The organism is Streptomyces sp. 7R007 (assembly GCF_054850255.1).
In genome coordinates this window covers 231,130-245,780 of the sequence record NZ_JBTWMV010000006.1, presented here as the reverse complement: position 1 = coordinate 245,780, position 14,651 = coordinate 231,130, and the positions used below count along the sequence as shown (strand labels likewise).

The 14,651-nt window shown below is 73.1% G+C and carries 12 protein-coding genes; 5 read left to right on the top strand and 7 right to left on the bottom strand.

Annotated elements, in window-relative coordinates:
• Nucleotides 1–55 precede the first annotated feature (55 nt).
• Entirely contained in the window at nucleotides 56–556 is a 501-nt protein-coding gene (locus ACYF6T_RS11015; protein WP_461695538.1) for an SCO4402 family protein, read from the bottom strand.
• A 117-nt stretch (nucleotides 557–673) separates the two neighbouring features.
• Here ACYF6T_RS11015 and ACYF6T_RS11010 point away from each other — a divergent pair, with 117 nt between their 5' ends.
• Complete coding sequence (locus ACYF6T_RS11010) at nucleotides 674–1,981, top strand: ABC transporter substrate-binding protein (RefSeq protein WP_461695537.1); 1,308 nt, start codon at nucleotides 674–676, stop codon at nucleotides 1,979–1,981.
• 22 nt (nucleotides 1,982–2,003) lie between these two features.
• Here ACYF6T_RS11010 and ACYF6T_RS11005 read toward each other — a convergent pair whose 3' ends face one another.
• Together ACYF6T_RS11005 and ACYF6T_RS11000 are read right to left on the bottom strand one after the other, a co-directional pair.
• On the bottom strand, nucleotides 2,004–3,677 hold the full coding sequence (locus tag ACYF6T_RS11005) for a hypothetical protein (RefSeq protein ID WP_461695535.1): 1,674 nt from the start codon (nucleotides 3,675–3,677) through the stop codon (nucleotides 2,004–2,006).
• Between the two features lie 201 nt (nucleotides 3,678–3,878).
• Nucleotides 3,879–5,264, bottom strand: coding sequence for a transcriptional regulator (locus ACYF6T_RS11000; RefSeq protein ID WP_461695534.1), 1,386 nt, complete (start codon nucleotides 5,262–5,264; stop codon nucleotides 3,879–3,881).
• Nucleotides 5,265–5,573: 309 nt separating this feature from the next.
• Here ACYF6T_RS11000 and ACYF6T_RS10995 point away from each other — a divergent pair, with 309 nt between their 5' ends.
• The 3 genes from ACYF6T_RS10995 (at nucleotide 5,574) to ACYF6T_RS10985 (ending at nucleotide 8,692) form a co-directional block, all read left to right on the top strand.
• A complete protein-coding gene (locus ACYF6T_RS10995; RefSeq protein WP_461695532.1) occupies nucleotides 5,574–6,236 on the top strand; it encodes a bifunctional DNA primase/polymerase in 663 nt (220 codons plus the stop codon).
• A gap of 93 nt (nucleotides 6,237–6,329) precedes the next feature.
• Nucleotides 6,330–7,100 carry an ABC transporter ATP-binding protein gene (locus ACYF6T_RS10990; RefSeq protein ID WP_461695531.1) on the top strand — a complete coding sequence of 257 codons (771 nt, stop codon included), beginning with the start codon at nucleotides 6,330–6,332 and terminating at the stop codon, nucleotides 7,098–7,100.
• On the top strand, nucleotides 7,097–8,692 hold the full coding sequence (locus ACYF6T_RS10985) for a transporter (RefSeq protein ID WP_461695529.1): 1,596 nt from the start codon (nucleotides 7,097–7,099) through the stop codon (nucleotides 8,690–8,692). The genes ACYF6T_RS10990 and ACYF6T_RS10985 overlap by 4 nt, the downstream gene beginning before the upstream one ends.
• 18 nt (nucleotides 8,693–8,710) lie before the next feature.
• Here ACYF6T_RS10985 and ACYF6T_RS10980 read toward each other — a convergent pair whose 3' ends face one another.
• Nucleotides 8,711–9,664, bottom strand: coding sequence for an alpha/beta fold hydrolase (locus tag ACYF6T_RS10980; RefSeq protein WP_461695528.1), 954 nt, complete (start codon nucleotides 9,662–9,664; stop codon nucleotides 8,711–8,713).
• 552 nt (nucleotides 9,665–10,216) lie between these two features.
• Nucleotides 10,217–10,909, bottom strand: a complete 693-nt coding sequence (locus ACYF6T_RS10975; RefSeq protein ID WP_461695526.1) for a metal-dependent transcriptional regulator — start codon at nucleotides 10,907–10,909, stop codon at nucleotides 10,217–10,219.
• A 250-nt stretch (nucleotides 10,910–11,159) separates the two neighbouring features.
• On the opposite strand from ACYF6T_RS10975, the gene ACYF6T_RS10970 reads away from it, so the two are divergent.
• Complete coding sequence (locus tag ACYF6T_RS10970) at nucleotides 11,160–11,915, top strand: SIS domain-containing protein (protein WP_461695525.1); 756 nt, start codon at nucleotides 11,160–11,162, stop codon at nucleotides 11,913–11,915.
• 46 nt (nucleotides 11,916–11,961) lie between these two features.
• Here the strand turns inward: ACYF6T_RS10970 and ACYF6T_RS10965 are convergent, their stop codons facing one another.
• Nucleotides 11,962–13,371 (bottom strand): PAS domain-containing protein, encoded by a 1,410-nt coding sequence (locus ACYF6T_RS10965; protein ID WP_461695524.1) that lies wholly within the window; start codon nucleotides 13,369–13,371, stop codon nucleotides 11,962–11,964.
• A 141-nt stretch (nucleotides 13,372–13,512) separates the two neighbouring features.
• Nucleotides 13,513–14,328 (bottom strand): GNAT family N-acetyltransferase, encoded by an 816-nt coding sequence (locus ACYF6T_RS10960; RefSeq protein ID WP_461695522.1) that lies wholly within the window; start codon nucleotides 14,326–14,328, stop codon nucleotides 13,513–13,515.
• Nucleotides 14,329–14,651 lie beyond the last annotated feature (323 nt).

Here is a 14,651-nt window from a genome sequence, read left to right as displayed (position 1 = left end):
ACAGGGTCCCATATCCGGGCGCCCCGCCGGATCGCCGTCCGTCAAGCGGACCGGCTCACGCCGACCGCGTCATGATCCGCAGCACCTCCAGCGTGCGCGGCGGCGCGTCGGGGTCCTCGCCGTCGGCCATCGCCATCCGCACGTGCGCGTCCCGCGCCGCCCGCACCGCATCCGGCCACCCCGGGTTCTCCATGTACACGGAGACGGGGGCGTCCGGGCCCACCTGGTGCATGATCCGCAGCACGCGCAGCACGGCGGTGTCGACGAGGGCGGCCTCCTGGGAGTCACGGAAGATCGTGCCGACGTACTTCTCGGCGGACCAGTTGTCCAGCCAGGTGTCCTCGACCAGCCGGTACACGGCGTCGGTGACGTCCCCGTACCCGTCGACGCCGGCCAGCCAGACGTTCTGCTGGAACACCGGATCGGAGAGCATGTGCAGCGCGGAGCGCACATTGCTGCGCCAGCGCCACCACGGCATGTCGTTCAGTGGCATGCCGCCCATGGTGGATGAGCGACGGCCGCGACGGGAAGAGTTCTCCGAACCTTGCACGGTCATCGATCGTACGTTCTTCTTCCCGGGCGCCTCACCGACCCCCGTAATTCACCTGCACGTCACCGATCACTAACCAAGGGTCACCCTCAGGTTGGCGATGTGACGGAAGCGTGTGTGTCCATGACCGGCAGGCGACGCACCCGCAGCACCTTCCTCCCCACGCTCACGCGGCCCGTCAGAGCCACCGTCCGTGCGGCCGGGGCCCTGGCCGCGTGCGCGACGCTCGCCGTCGGCTGCGGGGTCATCCCCGGTACCACGGGGGGTTCCGGGGATGACCCGATCACCGTCATGACCTGGGCGCCGCAGGACACCAAGGCGACCAACAAGCCCGGCATGCCGGCCTTCGCACAGGCCTACGCCCGCTGGGTCAACGCCCACGGCGGCATCAACGGCCGCAAGCTCCAGGTCGTCACCTGCAACGACCACAACGACAGCGTGGCCGCCGCGAAGTGCGCCCGGATCGCGGTGAAGCGCAACGTCGTCGCGGTGGTCGGCTCCTACAGCCAGTACAGCGACTCCTTCCTGCCCGAGCTGGAGGGCGCCGGCATCCCCTACATAGGCGGCTACGGCGTCACCACCGGCGAGTTCACCAGCCCGCTGTCCTACCCCGTCAACGGCGGCCAGCCCACCCTGCTGGCCGGCCTCGGCAAGGAACTCGCCGCGAGCTGCGGGCCGGTCGTCCTGGTACGGCCCGACAACATCGCGGGCGACGAGCTGGCCACCATGCTCGACTCCGGCCTGCGGGCCGGCGGGCACGCGGCGGCGATCGACCAGCGGGCGGCCGACGACCAGACCTCCTACGACGCGCAGGCGCAGAAGGCCTTCTCCGCCGCCTCCGCCGACCCGGCGCACCACGGGTGCGTGATCCCCGCGCTGGGGGACCGCACCAGCACCTTCATGGACTCCTTCGTGCGCGTCCGCACCAAGAACTCCGGCGTGAAGACCGCCGCCATGCTCGGCGACGTCGACCAGACCGAGATCAACGAGACGGGCGGGCCGAGGGGCCCGTACGAGGGGGCGTACGTCACCGGCTGGTACCCGGCGGCGAGCGACGCGCGCTGGGACGCCATGAAGAAGGTGATCAGCGAGCAGGCGTTCGGCGACAACCGCATCGACCCGGCCGACGCGGGCGTGCAGACGACGTACATCGCCTACACCGTCTTCAAGAAGACCGTCGAGTCGCTCGGCGGCGGCGACGTCACCGCCGACACGGTGCACCGGGCCCTCGACGGCGGTCTGAAGGTCTCGACGGGCGGCCTGACGCCCACCCTGCGGTGGCAGGACGAGGGCGCCCTCGCCGTCATCGGGCTCTCCCGCCTGGTCAACGAAGACGTGACCCTGCAGACGGTCCGGCAGGGTCAGCTGGTCGCCGCGAAGAAGGGCTTCCTGGACGTGACGAAGACCCTGGAGAAGGCGGACGTGAGCTGAACCCCCGCGCCCGCCGCCCCCGTCACAGCTGGGTCGGCTGGCGCTGGGTCAGGCCGTACGTCTTCGCGATCGCGTTCCACAGCCCGGCCGCCCTGGCCTTCTGCTGGCTGGCCGTGCCGCTCTCGCGGTTGCCGGCCGCGGTCTGGCCGGTGGTGCGGGCCTGGCCCTTCTTGCAGCCCTTCTTGTTGCCGGCGACCTGGTCCGCCCAGGCCGCGTAGTGGTTGTCGGCCGCCGCGGACGCCTGCCACGCCTTGGTGAGCGAGCTGGTCAGGTCGGCGTGGTTCGGGAGCCGGTCGACGGACAGCCCGGACAGCCGGGTGACCAGCTCGGTGCGCTGCTTGGCGGCGGCGCGCAGGTCGGAGGCGGCCTGGGTGAGGTTGGCGCACCGCTTGACGTCGGCGACGGCCGCGATCACCGACGCCCTGCTGTTGCCGCTGTCGGCCAGCAGCTTGTCCAGGGCGACCGCCTGCGTCTTCGCCGGGTCGGCGGACGGCGACGCGGAGCCCTCGGTCGCGGGCGCGGTCGCGGAGACGGTCTGGTTCCGGTCCTTGGAGTCGTCGCCGCCCCCGCCGCCCAGCAGCGCCCCGGCGCCGACGCCGAGCACGACGATGCCGATGCCGACGGCGGCGATCAGCGGCACCCGCGAGCGGGGACGCCCGCCCCGGCCGCCGCCCCGGCCGTCGTCGTCACGCCCCGGCGGGAAGTAGGAGGTCTGCGGCTGGGCGTACGACGGCTGCTGCGCCGCTCCGTAGGAGGGCTGCTGCTGGTCGACGCGCGGGAGTTGCTGCGTGGCCGCGGCCGGGCCCTCGCCGCCCGGTGCGCTGCGGAAGAGGTTGTCGAACTCGGCGGGCGGCTGCCGTTCGCCGTACGGCGCCCCGGGGGCCTGGTCGGTCACCGGCGGCAGGTACTGCGTGGGCTGGGCGTCGGGCCCGGCGGCCGGCGGCATGGGCCCGCCGCCCGGCCGGGGCCCGCCGAGGAACTGCGTCGCGTCGGACGGCGCCGCGCCGTGGGCCTCGGGCGGCAGCGCCCCGGGGCCGACGGGGGGTATGTACTGCGTCGCCCCTTCGTGGGGGCCCGCGGGAACGGGCGGGATGTACTGGGTGGCCCCGTCGGCGCCGGGGGCGGCGACGGGAGGCAGGTACTGGGTGGCGCCCTCGTCGGCGGCGGGGGGCAGGGGGGAGCCGCCGTAGGTGCCGGCAGAGCCGTAGGAGGCGGGAGCGGCCGGGGGCAGCGGGGCGCCTCCCGTGGGCTGCTGCGGGGCGTAGGACGCGGGCTCCGGCTGCGCGTACGGCTGGGGGGCCGGGCTCTCGGAGGGGAGCGGCTGGGCGGTCCAGGCGTCGGACGTGCCCCACTGCTGGGCGGCCGCGGGGGGCCAGGACCGGCCGGCCTGCGGGTCCTCACCGGGCTGCTGCCGACCGGGGCCCCACGGGGTGCCCCAGGCCTGGCCGCCGGCGGGAGACGCGGCCGGCTGCTGCGGGGCCGGCTGCCGGCCGGTGTACGGACCCTGCTGCCCGCCTGGGTGGCCGGAGGGGGCGTCGGACCGGGCGCCGCCGTAGGAACCGGGCTGGGGGCCGTGGTGCGGGCCGGGGCCGGACGTCGAGCCCGGCATCAGCGGCGCGCCACCGTCGGAAGGCAGCACGATGCCTTCGCGCGCGTGGCGTTGCCCGGACTCCTCGCCCTGTCCACTCTGCGTCACCGGGACTCCTACATGTGGGGGACCTTGTGAACCGTCGGCTCACGCTACCGGGTCTCCCGAGCCGGGTGCCACGCAGCTCAGGCCGCGACCTCCCTTCCTGTGACAGCGGTAACAGAAGCGGTCTGCACCCTGCTGGATATGTCCACTTCCGCCTCACCCCGCGCGTGAACCCGCCGTTTCCCGCGGGTTCACGCACCGGTCTCACGCCGCGGCCTGCAACTCCAGCCGCGCGCCGAACTCCCGTACCACCGCCTCGTCCCGGAACGGCTCCAGCCGCTGCTGGAAGTCCTCCAGGTACTCCGCACCCCGGTTGGAGCGCAGGGTCTCCAGCAACTCGACCGCTTTCAGGCCGGTGTTGCAGGCCTGCTCGATCTCGCGCTGCTGCACCTGGGCGGTGGCGAGCAGGACGTACCCGATGGCCCGCCGGCGCGCCTTGGTCTCCGGCAGCCCGGCCAGGGACTCCTCCGCGCACCGCGCCGCCGCCTCGGCCTGCCCGAGGTCGCGGTGGCAGTGCGCCAACTCGTCGGCCAGGTAGGCCTCGTCGAAGTGCGCGATCCACGCCGGGTCGTCCCCGGAGGCGGAGTCGGCCGACTCCAGGGCGCCGACCGCCCGCCCGGACGCCACCTGGGCCGCCCGCGCGTCGCCCATCAGGGCGTGGCCGCGGGCCTCCGCCGCGTGGAACATGGCCTCCGCGCGCGGGGTGACGCGTCCCCGCGCCCCCTCCTGCGCCGCCCGCGCCAACTGCGCGATCTCCCGCGGGTTTCCGAGCTGCGCGGCGAGGTGGCTCATGGAGGCGGCCAGCACGTAACCGCCGTAGCCGCGGTCCCCGGCCGCCTGCGCGAGGCGCAGCGCCTGGATGTAGTACCGCTGGGCCAGGCCGGGTTGGCCGGTGTCGACGGCCATGTACCCGGCGAGTTCGGTCAGCCGGGCGACCGCGGCGAACAGCTCGCGGCCCACCGCCTCCCGGTAGGAGCCCGCCAGCAGCCCGGAGACGACGCTGTTGAGGTAGTGCACGACCACCGGCCGCACATGCCCGCTGCCGTACTGGTGGTCGAGGTCCACCAGCGCCTGCGTCATCGCCTTCACCGCCGCCACGTCGGACTGCCCGACCCGCGGCCCCGCCGAGCGCGCCACCTGCGCGTCGGGCGAGGAGATCAGCCAGTCGCGGCTGGGCTCGACGAGGGCGGAGGCGGCGACGGACGAGCCGGACAGGAAGTCCCGCCGGCCCACGTCGCTGCGCCACAGCTCGCAGACCTGCTCGATGGCTCCGAGCACGGTCGGCGAGAACTGCAGCCCGACGCCCGAGGCGAGGTTCTTGCCGTTGGCCATGCCGATCTCGTCGATCGTCACGGTACGGCCGAGCTTGCGGCCCAGCGCCTCGGCGATGATCGCCGGCGCCCGGCCCCGCGGCTGCTGTCCGCGCAGCCAGCGGGCCACGGACGTCTTGTCGTAGCGCAGGTCGAGGCCGTGCTCTGCGCCGCACATGTTGACCCGGCGGGCGAGCCCGGCGTTCGAGCACCCCGCCTCCTGGATGAGCGCCTGCAACCGTTCGTTCGGCTGCCGCGCGACGAGAGGCCTTGCGGCCATTGGCGTACCCCCTGTGGCTGCGGTGCCTGCCCACGCACCGAGTTGGCGTGTCTTCCGTGACCGAACCTCCCGCCCCGGAGAGCGAAAAGATCCGGCCTTGAAGATCAATGCCCCGCGGACACGGCTAAAATGCGAGGCATGCGAGGATTGCCGGGGTAAAGGCTGTCGCCTGCCCCAGTCGTGGCTACCCAGCCCCCGCTCCGGTTCCTCCTGCGCGCCCCCACACGTGCATCCATGCGCCCCAGATGCCGAATCGATGCTCCTCCCCCGCGCGCGCTACGGCCGTAACCGGAGGTGGGCGCGGGAGTTGTGATGAGCGTGGAAGAGACGATCGCGGGCACCGAAGCCGCTCAGATTCCGCAGCAGCGCGGGGAATCGCTGCTGGAGACAGCCGTACGATACGCCGAGGAGCGCCACTGGGACGTCTTTCCCGGCACGTGGCTGGAAGCCGTCGACGGGGTGCAGCGCTGCTCGTGCGGTGACGCCTCCTGCGGTGCGCCGGGGGCGCATCCGGCGCGGGAGGACTGGGCGACGCAGGCCACGGGGAGCGCGACGGTGGCGCGCCGCATGTGGCAGAAGCAGCCGGCGGCGTCGATCCTGCTGCCCACGGGGCGTACGTTCGACGCGATCTCGGTGGCGGAGTCGGCGGGGTTCCTCGCGCTGGCCCGGATGGAGCGCATGGAGTTGACGCTGGGTCCGGTGACGTTGACGCCGGACCGGCGGATGCACTTCTTCGTGCTGCCGGGCGCGTCGGTGAAGGTGCCCGACCTGGTGCGGAAGCTGGGGTGGTCGCCGGCCTCGCTGGACCTCGTCGCGCTGGGCGAGGGGGCGTACGTGGCCGCGCCGCCCACGCGGTACGGGTCCCGCGGGGCCGTTCAGTGGGCGTGCCGGCCGACGCCCGCGAACCGGTGGCTGCCGGACGCGGAGGAGCTGATCTCGCCGCTGGCCTACGCGTGCGGCCGGGATCGATAGCGCCTGCCGATCTGCCGCGTTTGCGTCGGTTGCGGACGCGGGATCGTCGTGGCCGGTCGCGCGGTTCCCCGTGCCCCTTCTAGGTTGGCTGTCATGACGTCGGCCGTGTGTGTACGTGGGCTCTGGAAGCGGTTCGGGCAGCAGGTTGCCGTTGCCGGGATCGATCTCGAGTTGCCCGCCGGGAAGTTCATCGGGCTGGTGGGGCCCAACGGAGCCGGGAAGACCACCACCCTCTCCATGGTCACGGGGCTGCTGCGGCCCGACCAGGGGAGCGTCGAGGTGGTGGGGCACGACGTGTGGCGCGACCCCGTGGCCGTGAAGGCGCGCATCGGGGTGCTGCCCGAGGGACTACGGCTGTTCGAGCGGCTGTCGGGCAGGGAACTGCTCGGCTACAGCGGGCGGTTGCGGGGGCTGCCGGGTGCCGAGGTGGACAAGCGGGCCACCCAGCTGCTCGACGTGCTCGACCTGGCCGGCGCCCAGCACAAGCTCGTCGTCGACTACTCGACCGGCATGCGGAAGAAGATCGGACTCGCGGCAGCGCTCCTCCACAATCCCGAAGTCCTCTTCCTGGACGAGCCGTTCGAGGGGGTCGACCCGGTGTCGGCGCAGACCATCCGGGGCGTGCTGGAGCGGTACACCGCCTCCGGCGCCACCGTCGTCTTCTCCTCCCACGTCATGGAGCTCGTCGAGTCGCTGTGCGACTGGGTCGCCGTGATGGCGGCCGGCCGCATCCGCGCCCAGGGCACGCTCGCCGAGGTGCGCGGCGCCGCCCCCTCGTTGCAGCAGGCGTTCCTGGAACTGGTCGGCGCGGGCGGGCGCGACGCCGGTTCCGACCTGGACTGGCTGGGCGGCGGGGCCCGATGACGGGCGCCGGCATCACCCCCGTCGTCGTACGGCTGAAGCTGTCGCTGCTGCGCAACGGCCTGCGGCAGTCCGGGGGCCGTACGGCCGCCTTCGTCGCGTCCGCCGTCGTCGTGCTGCTGTTCGCCGCGCTGCAGCTGATCGGTCTGATCGCCCTGCGCGGGCACGCGCACGCCGACGCCGTCGTCGTGCTGCTGGTGGCCGTGCTGGCGCTGGGCTGGGCGGTGATGCCGCTGTTCTTCCCCAGCGGCGACGAGACCCTCGACCCGACCCGGCTCGTGATGCTGCCGCTGCGGCCCCGGCCGCTGGTGCGGGCGCTGCTGGCGGCCTCGCTGGTCGGCATCGGACCGCTGTTCACGCTGCTGCTGCTCACCGGTTCGGCGCTGGCGGTCGCGCACGGCGGGGCGGCCTACGCCGTCGCGGTGGCCGGTGTCGTGCTCGCGCTGCTGGTGTGCGTGGCGCTGGCGCGGGCCGTCGCCGCCGCCAACATCCGTCTGCTGACCAGCCGTCGGGGCCGTGACCTCGCGGTGCTCAGCGGGCTGGTCATCGCGATCGGCGCGCAGCTGGTCAACTTCGGCGCGCAGCGCCTGGGTTCGACGGGGCTGGCCCAGCTGGAGCCGGTGGGGGACGTGCTGCGGTGGGTGCCGCCCGCGTCGGCGATCGGCGCGGTGGACTCCGTGAGCGGCGGATCGTACGGGACGGCCGTGCTGCAACTCGCGCTGTCGCTGGGCGCGTTGGTGGCGCTGATCGCCGTGTGGGCGCGCCATCTGACCCGGCTGATGACCGCGCCCGACGGCTCCACGCTCCAGTCCGCCGAGCCCGCCGCCGCCCGCGAGCGGTCCTCCGCCGGTCTGTCCCGGCTGCTGCCGGCCGGCCGCACGGGCACGGTCATGGAACGCAGCCTGCGCTATGTCTGGCGCGATCCGAAGACCAAGGCGGCCTGGGTGACCTCGCTGGCCATCGGCCTGATCGTGCCCGTGTTCAACGCGCTGCAGGGCACGGGGTCGGTCTACTTCGCGTGCTTCGCCGCGGGGATGCTCGGCATCCAGATGTACAACCAGTTCGGGCAGGACACCTCCGCGTTCTGGATGGTCGCGCTGACCATCTCCACCGCGCAGGACGCGTACGTCGAACTGCGCGGCCGGGCGCTGGCGCTGCTGGTGATCACCCTGCCGTACGCCACCCTCGTCACCGTCCTGACCACGGCGATGCTCGGCGACTGGCCCCGGCTGCCGGAGGTGCTCGGTCTGTCCTTCGCGCTACTCGGGGCGATGCTGGCGACCGGCGCGTGGACCTCGGCCCGCTTCCCGTACTCCATCCCGCAGGAGGGCTACAAGAACGTCGTCCCCGGCCAGACCGGGCTGGCCTGGATCTCCATCTTCGGCGGCATGGTCTCGGCGGCCCTGCTGTCCGCTCCGGTGATCGTGGCGGCGATCTGGGTGCACGTGGCGAGGGACGGGGACCGGTGGGGGTGGGTGCTGCTGCCGGTGGGCGCGGCCTACGGCGCGGCGATCACCTGGGCGGGGCTGCGGCTTGCCGCTCCGCGGACGGCGGCGCGGCTGCCGGAGATCCTGGTCGCGGTGAGCAAGGGCTAGACCGGCCCGCCCAGGGGCTCACAGCGCGCTGAACGCCTGCTCCAGAAACGGCTCGATCGCCGCCCGCCACGCCTCCGGCTGGTCGTAGTGGACGAGGTGTCCGGCGTCGGCCACCTCCGCGTACTCCCCACGCGGCAGCACCCGCACCATCTCCTGGGCCTCGGCCCGGCCCAGTTCGCCGTCGAGGCCGCGGACGACCAGGGCCGGGCACTGGACCTGGGCCAACTCCTCCCAGTGCGCGTCGTACACCCAGGTCTCGCGGGACCGCAGCATCTGGTCGAGGTCGAAGACGGGCCGCCAGCCGTCGGCGCACTCGTGCATCACCTCGGCGTAGAACTCCCCGCGCGCCGGGTTCGGCCGCTCCACCCAGGGGTCGTCCTCGCCGAACCACTTGCGCACGTCGGCCAGGGTGGCGAAGGGGACGGGCCAGGACTTGAACCAGTCGGCCCACTCCCGCTGCGAGGCCGCGCCGAGCGCGGAGGCCCGCATGTCGCAGATGATCACGCCCCGGACCAGGTCGGGGCGTTTGGCGGCGAGCTGCCAGGCGGTCAGGGCGCCCATGGCGTGGCCGATGAGGACGGCGGGGGCCAGGCCGAGCTGTTCCAGGGCGGCCTCGGCGTCGTCGACGTAGGCCTCGCGGCTGAACTCGGCCCGCGGGGACTTCTCGCTCTGGCCGTGGCCGCGCTGGTCGAGGGCGACGGCACGGTGGCGCTCACTGAGCCAGCGGGCGGTGGACGCCCAGTGCGAGGCGCGGCCCATCAGCCCGTGCAGTAACAGCACGCCGGGCGCGCGGTCGGCCTGGTGATGGCCGGGCTCCGCGGCGGCGGACTGCGCCGGGATCACCGCGCCGGTCCTGGGCGAGTCGGTCTTGAACGCGTCGGTCCTCGTCGGATCGGTCTTGGGCGGGTCGCCGAACTCCCAGGCGGCGAGGCGCACTCCGCCCACCCCGGTCACGTCGATGCGTCGCGCCATGGTCCTGGCACCCCCCTAGCTCCGCTCGGACCGCTCGCTCCCGCTCGTCGAGCCGGCCGGTCCTGTGAACCGTGTCCTGCCGTCACCGTGCAGTTGCCTTCCGTCACACCACTCGTGCGTGCGCTCGGGCACCCCTTCCTGAAGCGCGGATTCCGCCTGGCCTGTCACCGCAGACTATCGAATGGGCATTCGAAAATGCCGTTTCCGTGACCAACACCCCTCGTTCGAGTGACCCGACTCAAGGAATGATCGCCGCTGCCGAGGGGAGATCTTCAGCGGGAGGCGGACCGCTCGGGGAAACCGGTCCGAGGGGAATGACCCTGAGAGCTCGGGGCTCCGGGTCAGCACAGGGGAGGACAGGCCCCGGCGCCGCACGGCGCCGGGGCCCTCCACAGCTCTGCGGCACATCCTCCGCCCCCTCCGGTCATATGCCTCACGCGACAGCCTTGCACGCAAGTCGTCGGAGCGCTGCGATTCGGCGCACGGAATTTTGACTTTCCGGCGTCACCGCAGGACAACGCAACTTCCTCATGCGCCTCCGCAGTTGACGCCTCAGCGCTTGGCGACGAACACGTGCGAGGCGACGTCCGCCTCCAGCTCCGCGGCCTCCCCGCCGCTGCCCACGAGCACACCGCCCGCCGACTCCGTCACGCTCACCACCGAGCCGGGCTGCACGCCCGCCCGGCGCAGCGTGTACATCAGCTGCGCGTCCGTCTGGATCGGCTCGCCGATCCGGCGCACCACGACCGTCTTGCCGTCCAGCCCCGGGTCCAGGTCGGCCAGCGAGACCATGCCCTCGTCCAGGAACGGGTCGGCGCCGTCCTTCTCGCCGAGCTCCTCCAGGCCGGGGATCGGGTTGCCGTACGGCGACTCGGTGGGGTGACGCAGCAGCTCCAGCACCCGGCGCTCCACCGCCTCGCTCATCACGTGCTCCCAGCGGCAGGCCTCGGCGTGCACCTGCTCCCACTCCAGGCCGATCACGTCGACGAGCAGGCACTCGGCGAGGCGGTGCTTGCGCATCACGCGCGTGGCGAGCCGGCGGCCCTCGTCCGTGAGCTCCAGGTGCCGGTCGGCGGCCACGGAGACCAGGCCGTCCCGCTCCATCCGCGCGACCGTCTGGCTGACCGTCGGTCCGCTCTGGTCCAGCCGCTCGGCGATCCGGGCACGCATGGGGACCACACCTTCCTCCTCCAGCTCAAGGATGGTGCGGAGATACATCTCCGTGGTGTCGATCAGTCCGGACATACGTGCCCCTCGATGAGATCTGCCGGAAGCGCGAAGGCTTCGCGGCTCGTGCGCTGGCCCTGGATTCAATTCTGACGCATCCCACTGACAACCGTGCCGTGCCGGTGAAACCGGGGGGTTACGGGCCCGTACCCGGCCCGGTGCGCGGCCGGCGGTCCGCCGTATTGACACGGCAGTGGTCCAGACCGCACGGTGATCCGCGACACAGACGCGCCCTGTCCCCCCTCCGTCCCGGAAGGACCCGAGCCGTATGAGCGACGGCAAACTGGCCGACCAGTTCCTCGACGCCGCGATCAACCTTCTCAAGCGGGTCCGCGACGAGGAGGCCGAGCACATCGTCGCCGCCGGCACGCTGCTCGCCGACACGGTCGCCGAGGGGGGCCGCCTGTTCGCCTTCGGCGCCGGGCACTCCTCCCTCGCCGCGCAGGACGTCGTCTACCGGGCCGGCGGGCTCGCCCTGATGAACCTGCTCGCCGTGCCGGGGGTGGTCGGCGTGGACGTGATGCCGGCCACGCTGGGCTCCGCGCTGGAGCGGGTCGACGGGCTGGCGGGCGCCGTCCTGGACACCTCGCCGCTGCGCGCCGGGGACGCCCTGGTGATCATCTCCCTCTCCGGACGCAACGCCCTGCCCGTCGAGATGGCCATGAACGCCCGCGCGCTCGGCGTGAAGGTCATCGGCGTGACGTCGGTGGCGTACGCCTCTCAGACGAAGTCCCGGCACGTCTCCGGCACCTACCTCAAGGACCACTGCGACGTCGTCCTCGACTCCAAGATCGCCGTCGGCGACGCGGAACTCACCCTCGACACCATCCCGGCCCCCTTCGCCCCCGCCTCCACGGTCGTCACCTCGGCCCTCATGCAGGCGATCACGGCGACGGCCGCAGGCACCCTGGCGGAACGCGGCATCGAACCCCCGCTCCTGCGCTCGGGAAACGTGGACGGCGGGCACGAGTGGAACGGCCGGGTGATGGAGGAGTACGGCGACAGGATCTTCTACCGGCGCTGACGCGGCGGGCCGGTCCGGGCCCGGGCACCGGTGGGCGCGGGCGGGGCTACTCCCCCCGCCCCAGCACCTCCGCCAGGTCCAGCGCCGCGGCGATGCGTACCGCCACGTCCTCCCCGTACACCGCGTCCAACCGCTCGAACTGGCTGCGCCCGCCGCCGCGCAGGAACGTCACGACCCCGAGCGTCCGGCCCCGGCTGCGCAGCACCGCGCACAGCGCGTGCACCGTGTCCGCGGGCCACTGCCGGGCCACCGCCCACTCCCGGGCCTGCTCCGGCGCGACCGCGCCCACGCTGGCCCGCACCGAGCCGACCCGGTCCACGCACTGCAGCGCCGGATGCCCCTCCGCGTACCGCACCGGAAGCCCGGCCTGCCCGCCCAGCAGGCTCGGCCCCGGCGCGCCGGCCGGCGTCGCGGCCACCCGCACCAGCCGCACCGGGCCGTTCGACTCGCCGTCGACGAGCGCGCCGCCCGCCACCCGGTCGATCAGGGCGTGATCGGCGAACCCGGCCAGCGCGAAGTCCAGATGGACCGTCGCCGCCTCCGCCGGGTCCTCGCACTCGGCGGCGGCCCGCGCGGCCCGGTGCAGCTGATTGGTCCGGAACCGCAGCAGGGCCGCCTCCTGCTCGCCCTGCCTGGTCTCCGTCACGTCCTGGAACAGCCACGCCACCCCGAGCGGAACCGGCTCCTCCGCCAGCGGGGAGGCCAGCCGTACGAAGCCGCAGCGCCAGCAGCGCCGTTGCTCGCCCTCGGGCGCGCGCACGCTCACCCAGATCTCCGCCGGCGCGGGCGGCGCGCCCTCCGCCAGCACATGCGTCAGCGCGCTCTCCAGCTCCTCGACGCCCTGGGCGAGCAGTTCCCCCAGGGGCCGCCCCAGCGCGGACGTACGCCCGACGCCGAGCGCCCGTGCGGCGTGCGCGTTGACCACGGCCGGCCGCAGATCCGCGTCGACGAGCACGACGCCCCACGACGCGTCCTCGAACAGGGCCTCGCTCAGCGCGATGGAACGCTCCAGGTCGATCTGCGCGTGCACCTCGCTGAAGGCGCAGTACAGCCCGGCGGGCTTGCCGTCCGGCCCGCGCACGGCCGCCGACTGCGTCCGTACGAGCACCCGTCCGCCGTCCTTGGTCAGCAGCGCGAACTCGTGCACCTGCCGGCCGGGGGCGTGCATGGCGGACATCAGCCGCCCCTCGACCTCCTCGGCGTCGGCCTCGCGCACCGCCCACCCGGCGAACCCGTGCCGGCCCACCGCCTCGGCCGCGGTCCAGCCCAGGATGCGCTCCGCCTCGCGGTTCCAGTGCGTCACGATCCCGTCGGCGTCGAAGGCGCACAGCGCCGCGTCCATCCCGTCCAGCAGCGCGGCCAGCAGGTCGGAGCCGTCCGGGCCCACGGGGCCGGCCCGCTCGGGCTCGTCCGGCCCCAGCTCGTCGGTGGTCCCACTACGCCGGGAAGCACTCACCTGGACCCCCTGCCAAGCTGCGTCCGCAGGTACGGCGCGTCGGTTCACTCACTCGCCATCATCTAACTCGAACGTGATGCAGCACACACCGAGTTCCCCAAGATTGAAGGAATCGTTGCAACCTTCCCTCCGGGGGCGTGTTCAGGCCAGCCGCAGGTCCGCCCACTCGTCCTGCTCCCCCTCCAGCACATACCGCTCCACCTCGACGAACCCGCGCCGGGCGGCGAACCGCAGCCCGTCCTCGTTGGCCACCAGCACGCACGTCTCGATCACCTCGGCGCCCAGCACGCGCGCGTGCGCGAGAGAGCGCTCGTACAGGGCCGTGCCGTAACCCCTGCCCCGGAAACCGGGCAGCACACGCGCGATGACGGTCGCCACGCCCTTCTCGCCGTCCGGCGGCCGCACGGTGGAGCAGCCGACGAGCTCGTCCCCCACGTAGGCGTTCTCCAGCCGGTAGCGCACCAGCCGCTCCCGCGCCTCGTCGAGGGACATCGCGGCCGGCGGCACGACGGCGTTGTGCACGTCCCGCCACTCCCGCAGCATGGCCTCCCCGACCACGGGCTCGATCCGCAGCTCCCGGCGGCGGGCGTACACCTCGATCTCGATCCTCATCCGGGGGTCCGCCAGCCCGCACACCAGCATCGTCGCCGCCGGCCGCACCTCCCCGAACGCCCGCCGCAGCACCGGCCGGCACGGCTCGAAGTCCGCCCGCTCGGGCAGCAGGTACCGCACCCGTACGACATCCGCGAACGTGCACCCCGCCTCCGCCAGCGCGGCCTCTGTGTTCCGCAGACACTGCTCCGCCTGCTCCACCACGTCGTCGGAGATCGTCATCGCCGCGTAGTCGAACCCGGTCGTCCCGGAGACATGCACCCACTCCCCGTCCACCACGGCCCGGGCATACCCGATCCGCTCCTCGAACACCGACCCACTGAGTACCACTCGCCGCTGCGCCATACCCCGAACGCTAGTGGGCGAGCGTTCCCCATCCACGGGTGAGCGACCTCGTCTGCTGCTCCGACCCAGGGCGGCCGGGACGAGACGAGCCGTGTCGCTCCTTCGGAAAAAAAGTGGTTGATCGAGCAGCGGGCGGTTCTTAGGGTGTGGGGTACACGAGAAGGGAGGTGGTTCGGCAGATGTATGAAAACCGGACGCGTGAGGTGACTGCGGGCTAGCGGCTCGCCACCACACCAAGTGCGGTGCCGGACCAGCACGTGAGGCAAACGTGCAGCCGGCCCAATCCCAAGCAGTCACCCGACCCGCGAGCTCGCCGGTACGTC

What these genes read in the sequence shown, in the direction of transcription:
- ACYF6T_RS10990 (WP_461695531.1), top strand. Translation starts at nt 6,330, where the DNA reads ATGACGTCGGCCGTGTGTGTACGTGGGCTCTGGAAGCGGTTCGGGCAG.
- ACYF6T_RS11010 (WP_461695537.1), top strand. Translation starts at nt 674, where the DNA reads ATGACCGGCAGGCGACGCACCCGCAGCACCTTCCTCCCCACGCTCACG.
- ACYF6T_RS10970 (WP_461695525.1), top strand. Translation starts at nt 11,160, where the DNA reads ATGAGCGACGGCAAACTGGCCGACCAGTTCCTCGACGCCGCGATCAAC.
- ACYF6T_RS10960 (WP_461695522.1), bottom strand. Translation starts at nt 14,328, where the DNA reads ATGGCGCAGCGGCGAGTGGTACTCAGTGGGTCGGTGTTCGAGGAGCGG.
- ACYF6T_RS10985 (WP_461695529.1), top strand. Translation starts at nt 7,097, where the DNA reads ATGACGGGCGCCGGCATCACCCCCGTCGTCGTACGGCTGAAGCTGTCG.
- ACYF6T_RS11000 (WP_461695534.1), bottom strand. Translation starts at nt 5,264, where the DNA reads ATGGCCGCAAGGCCTCTCGTCGCGCGGCAGCCGAACGAACGGTTGCAG.
- ACYF6T_RS10980 (WP_461695528.1), bottom strand. Translation starts at nt 9,664, where the DNA reads ATGGCGCGACGCATCGACGTGACCGGGGTGGGCGGAGTGCGCCTCGCC.
- ACYF6T_RS10975 (WP_461695526.1), bottom strand. Translation starts at nt 10,909, where the DNA reads ATGTCCGGACTGATCGACACCACGGAGATGTATCTCCGCACCATCCTT.
- ACYF6T_RS11015 (WP_461695538.1), bottom strand. Translation starts at nt 556, where the DNA reads ATGACCGTGCAAGGTTCGGAGAACTCTTCCCGTCGCGGCCGTCGCTCA.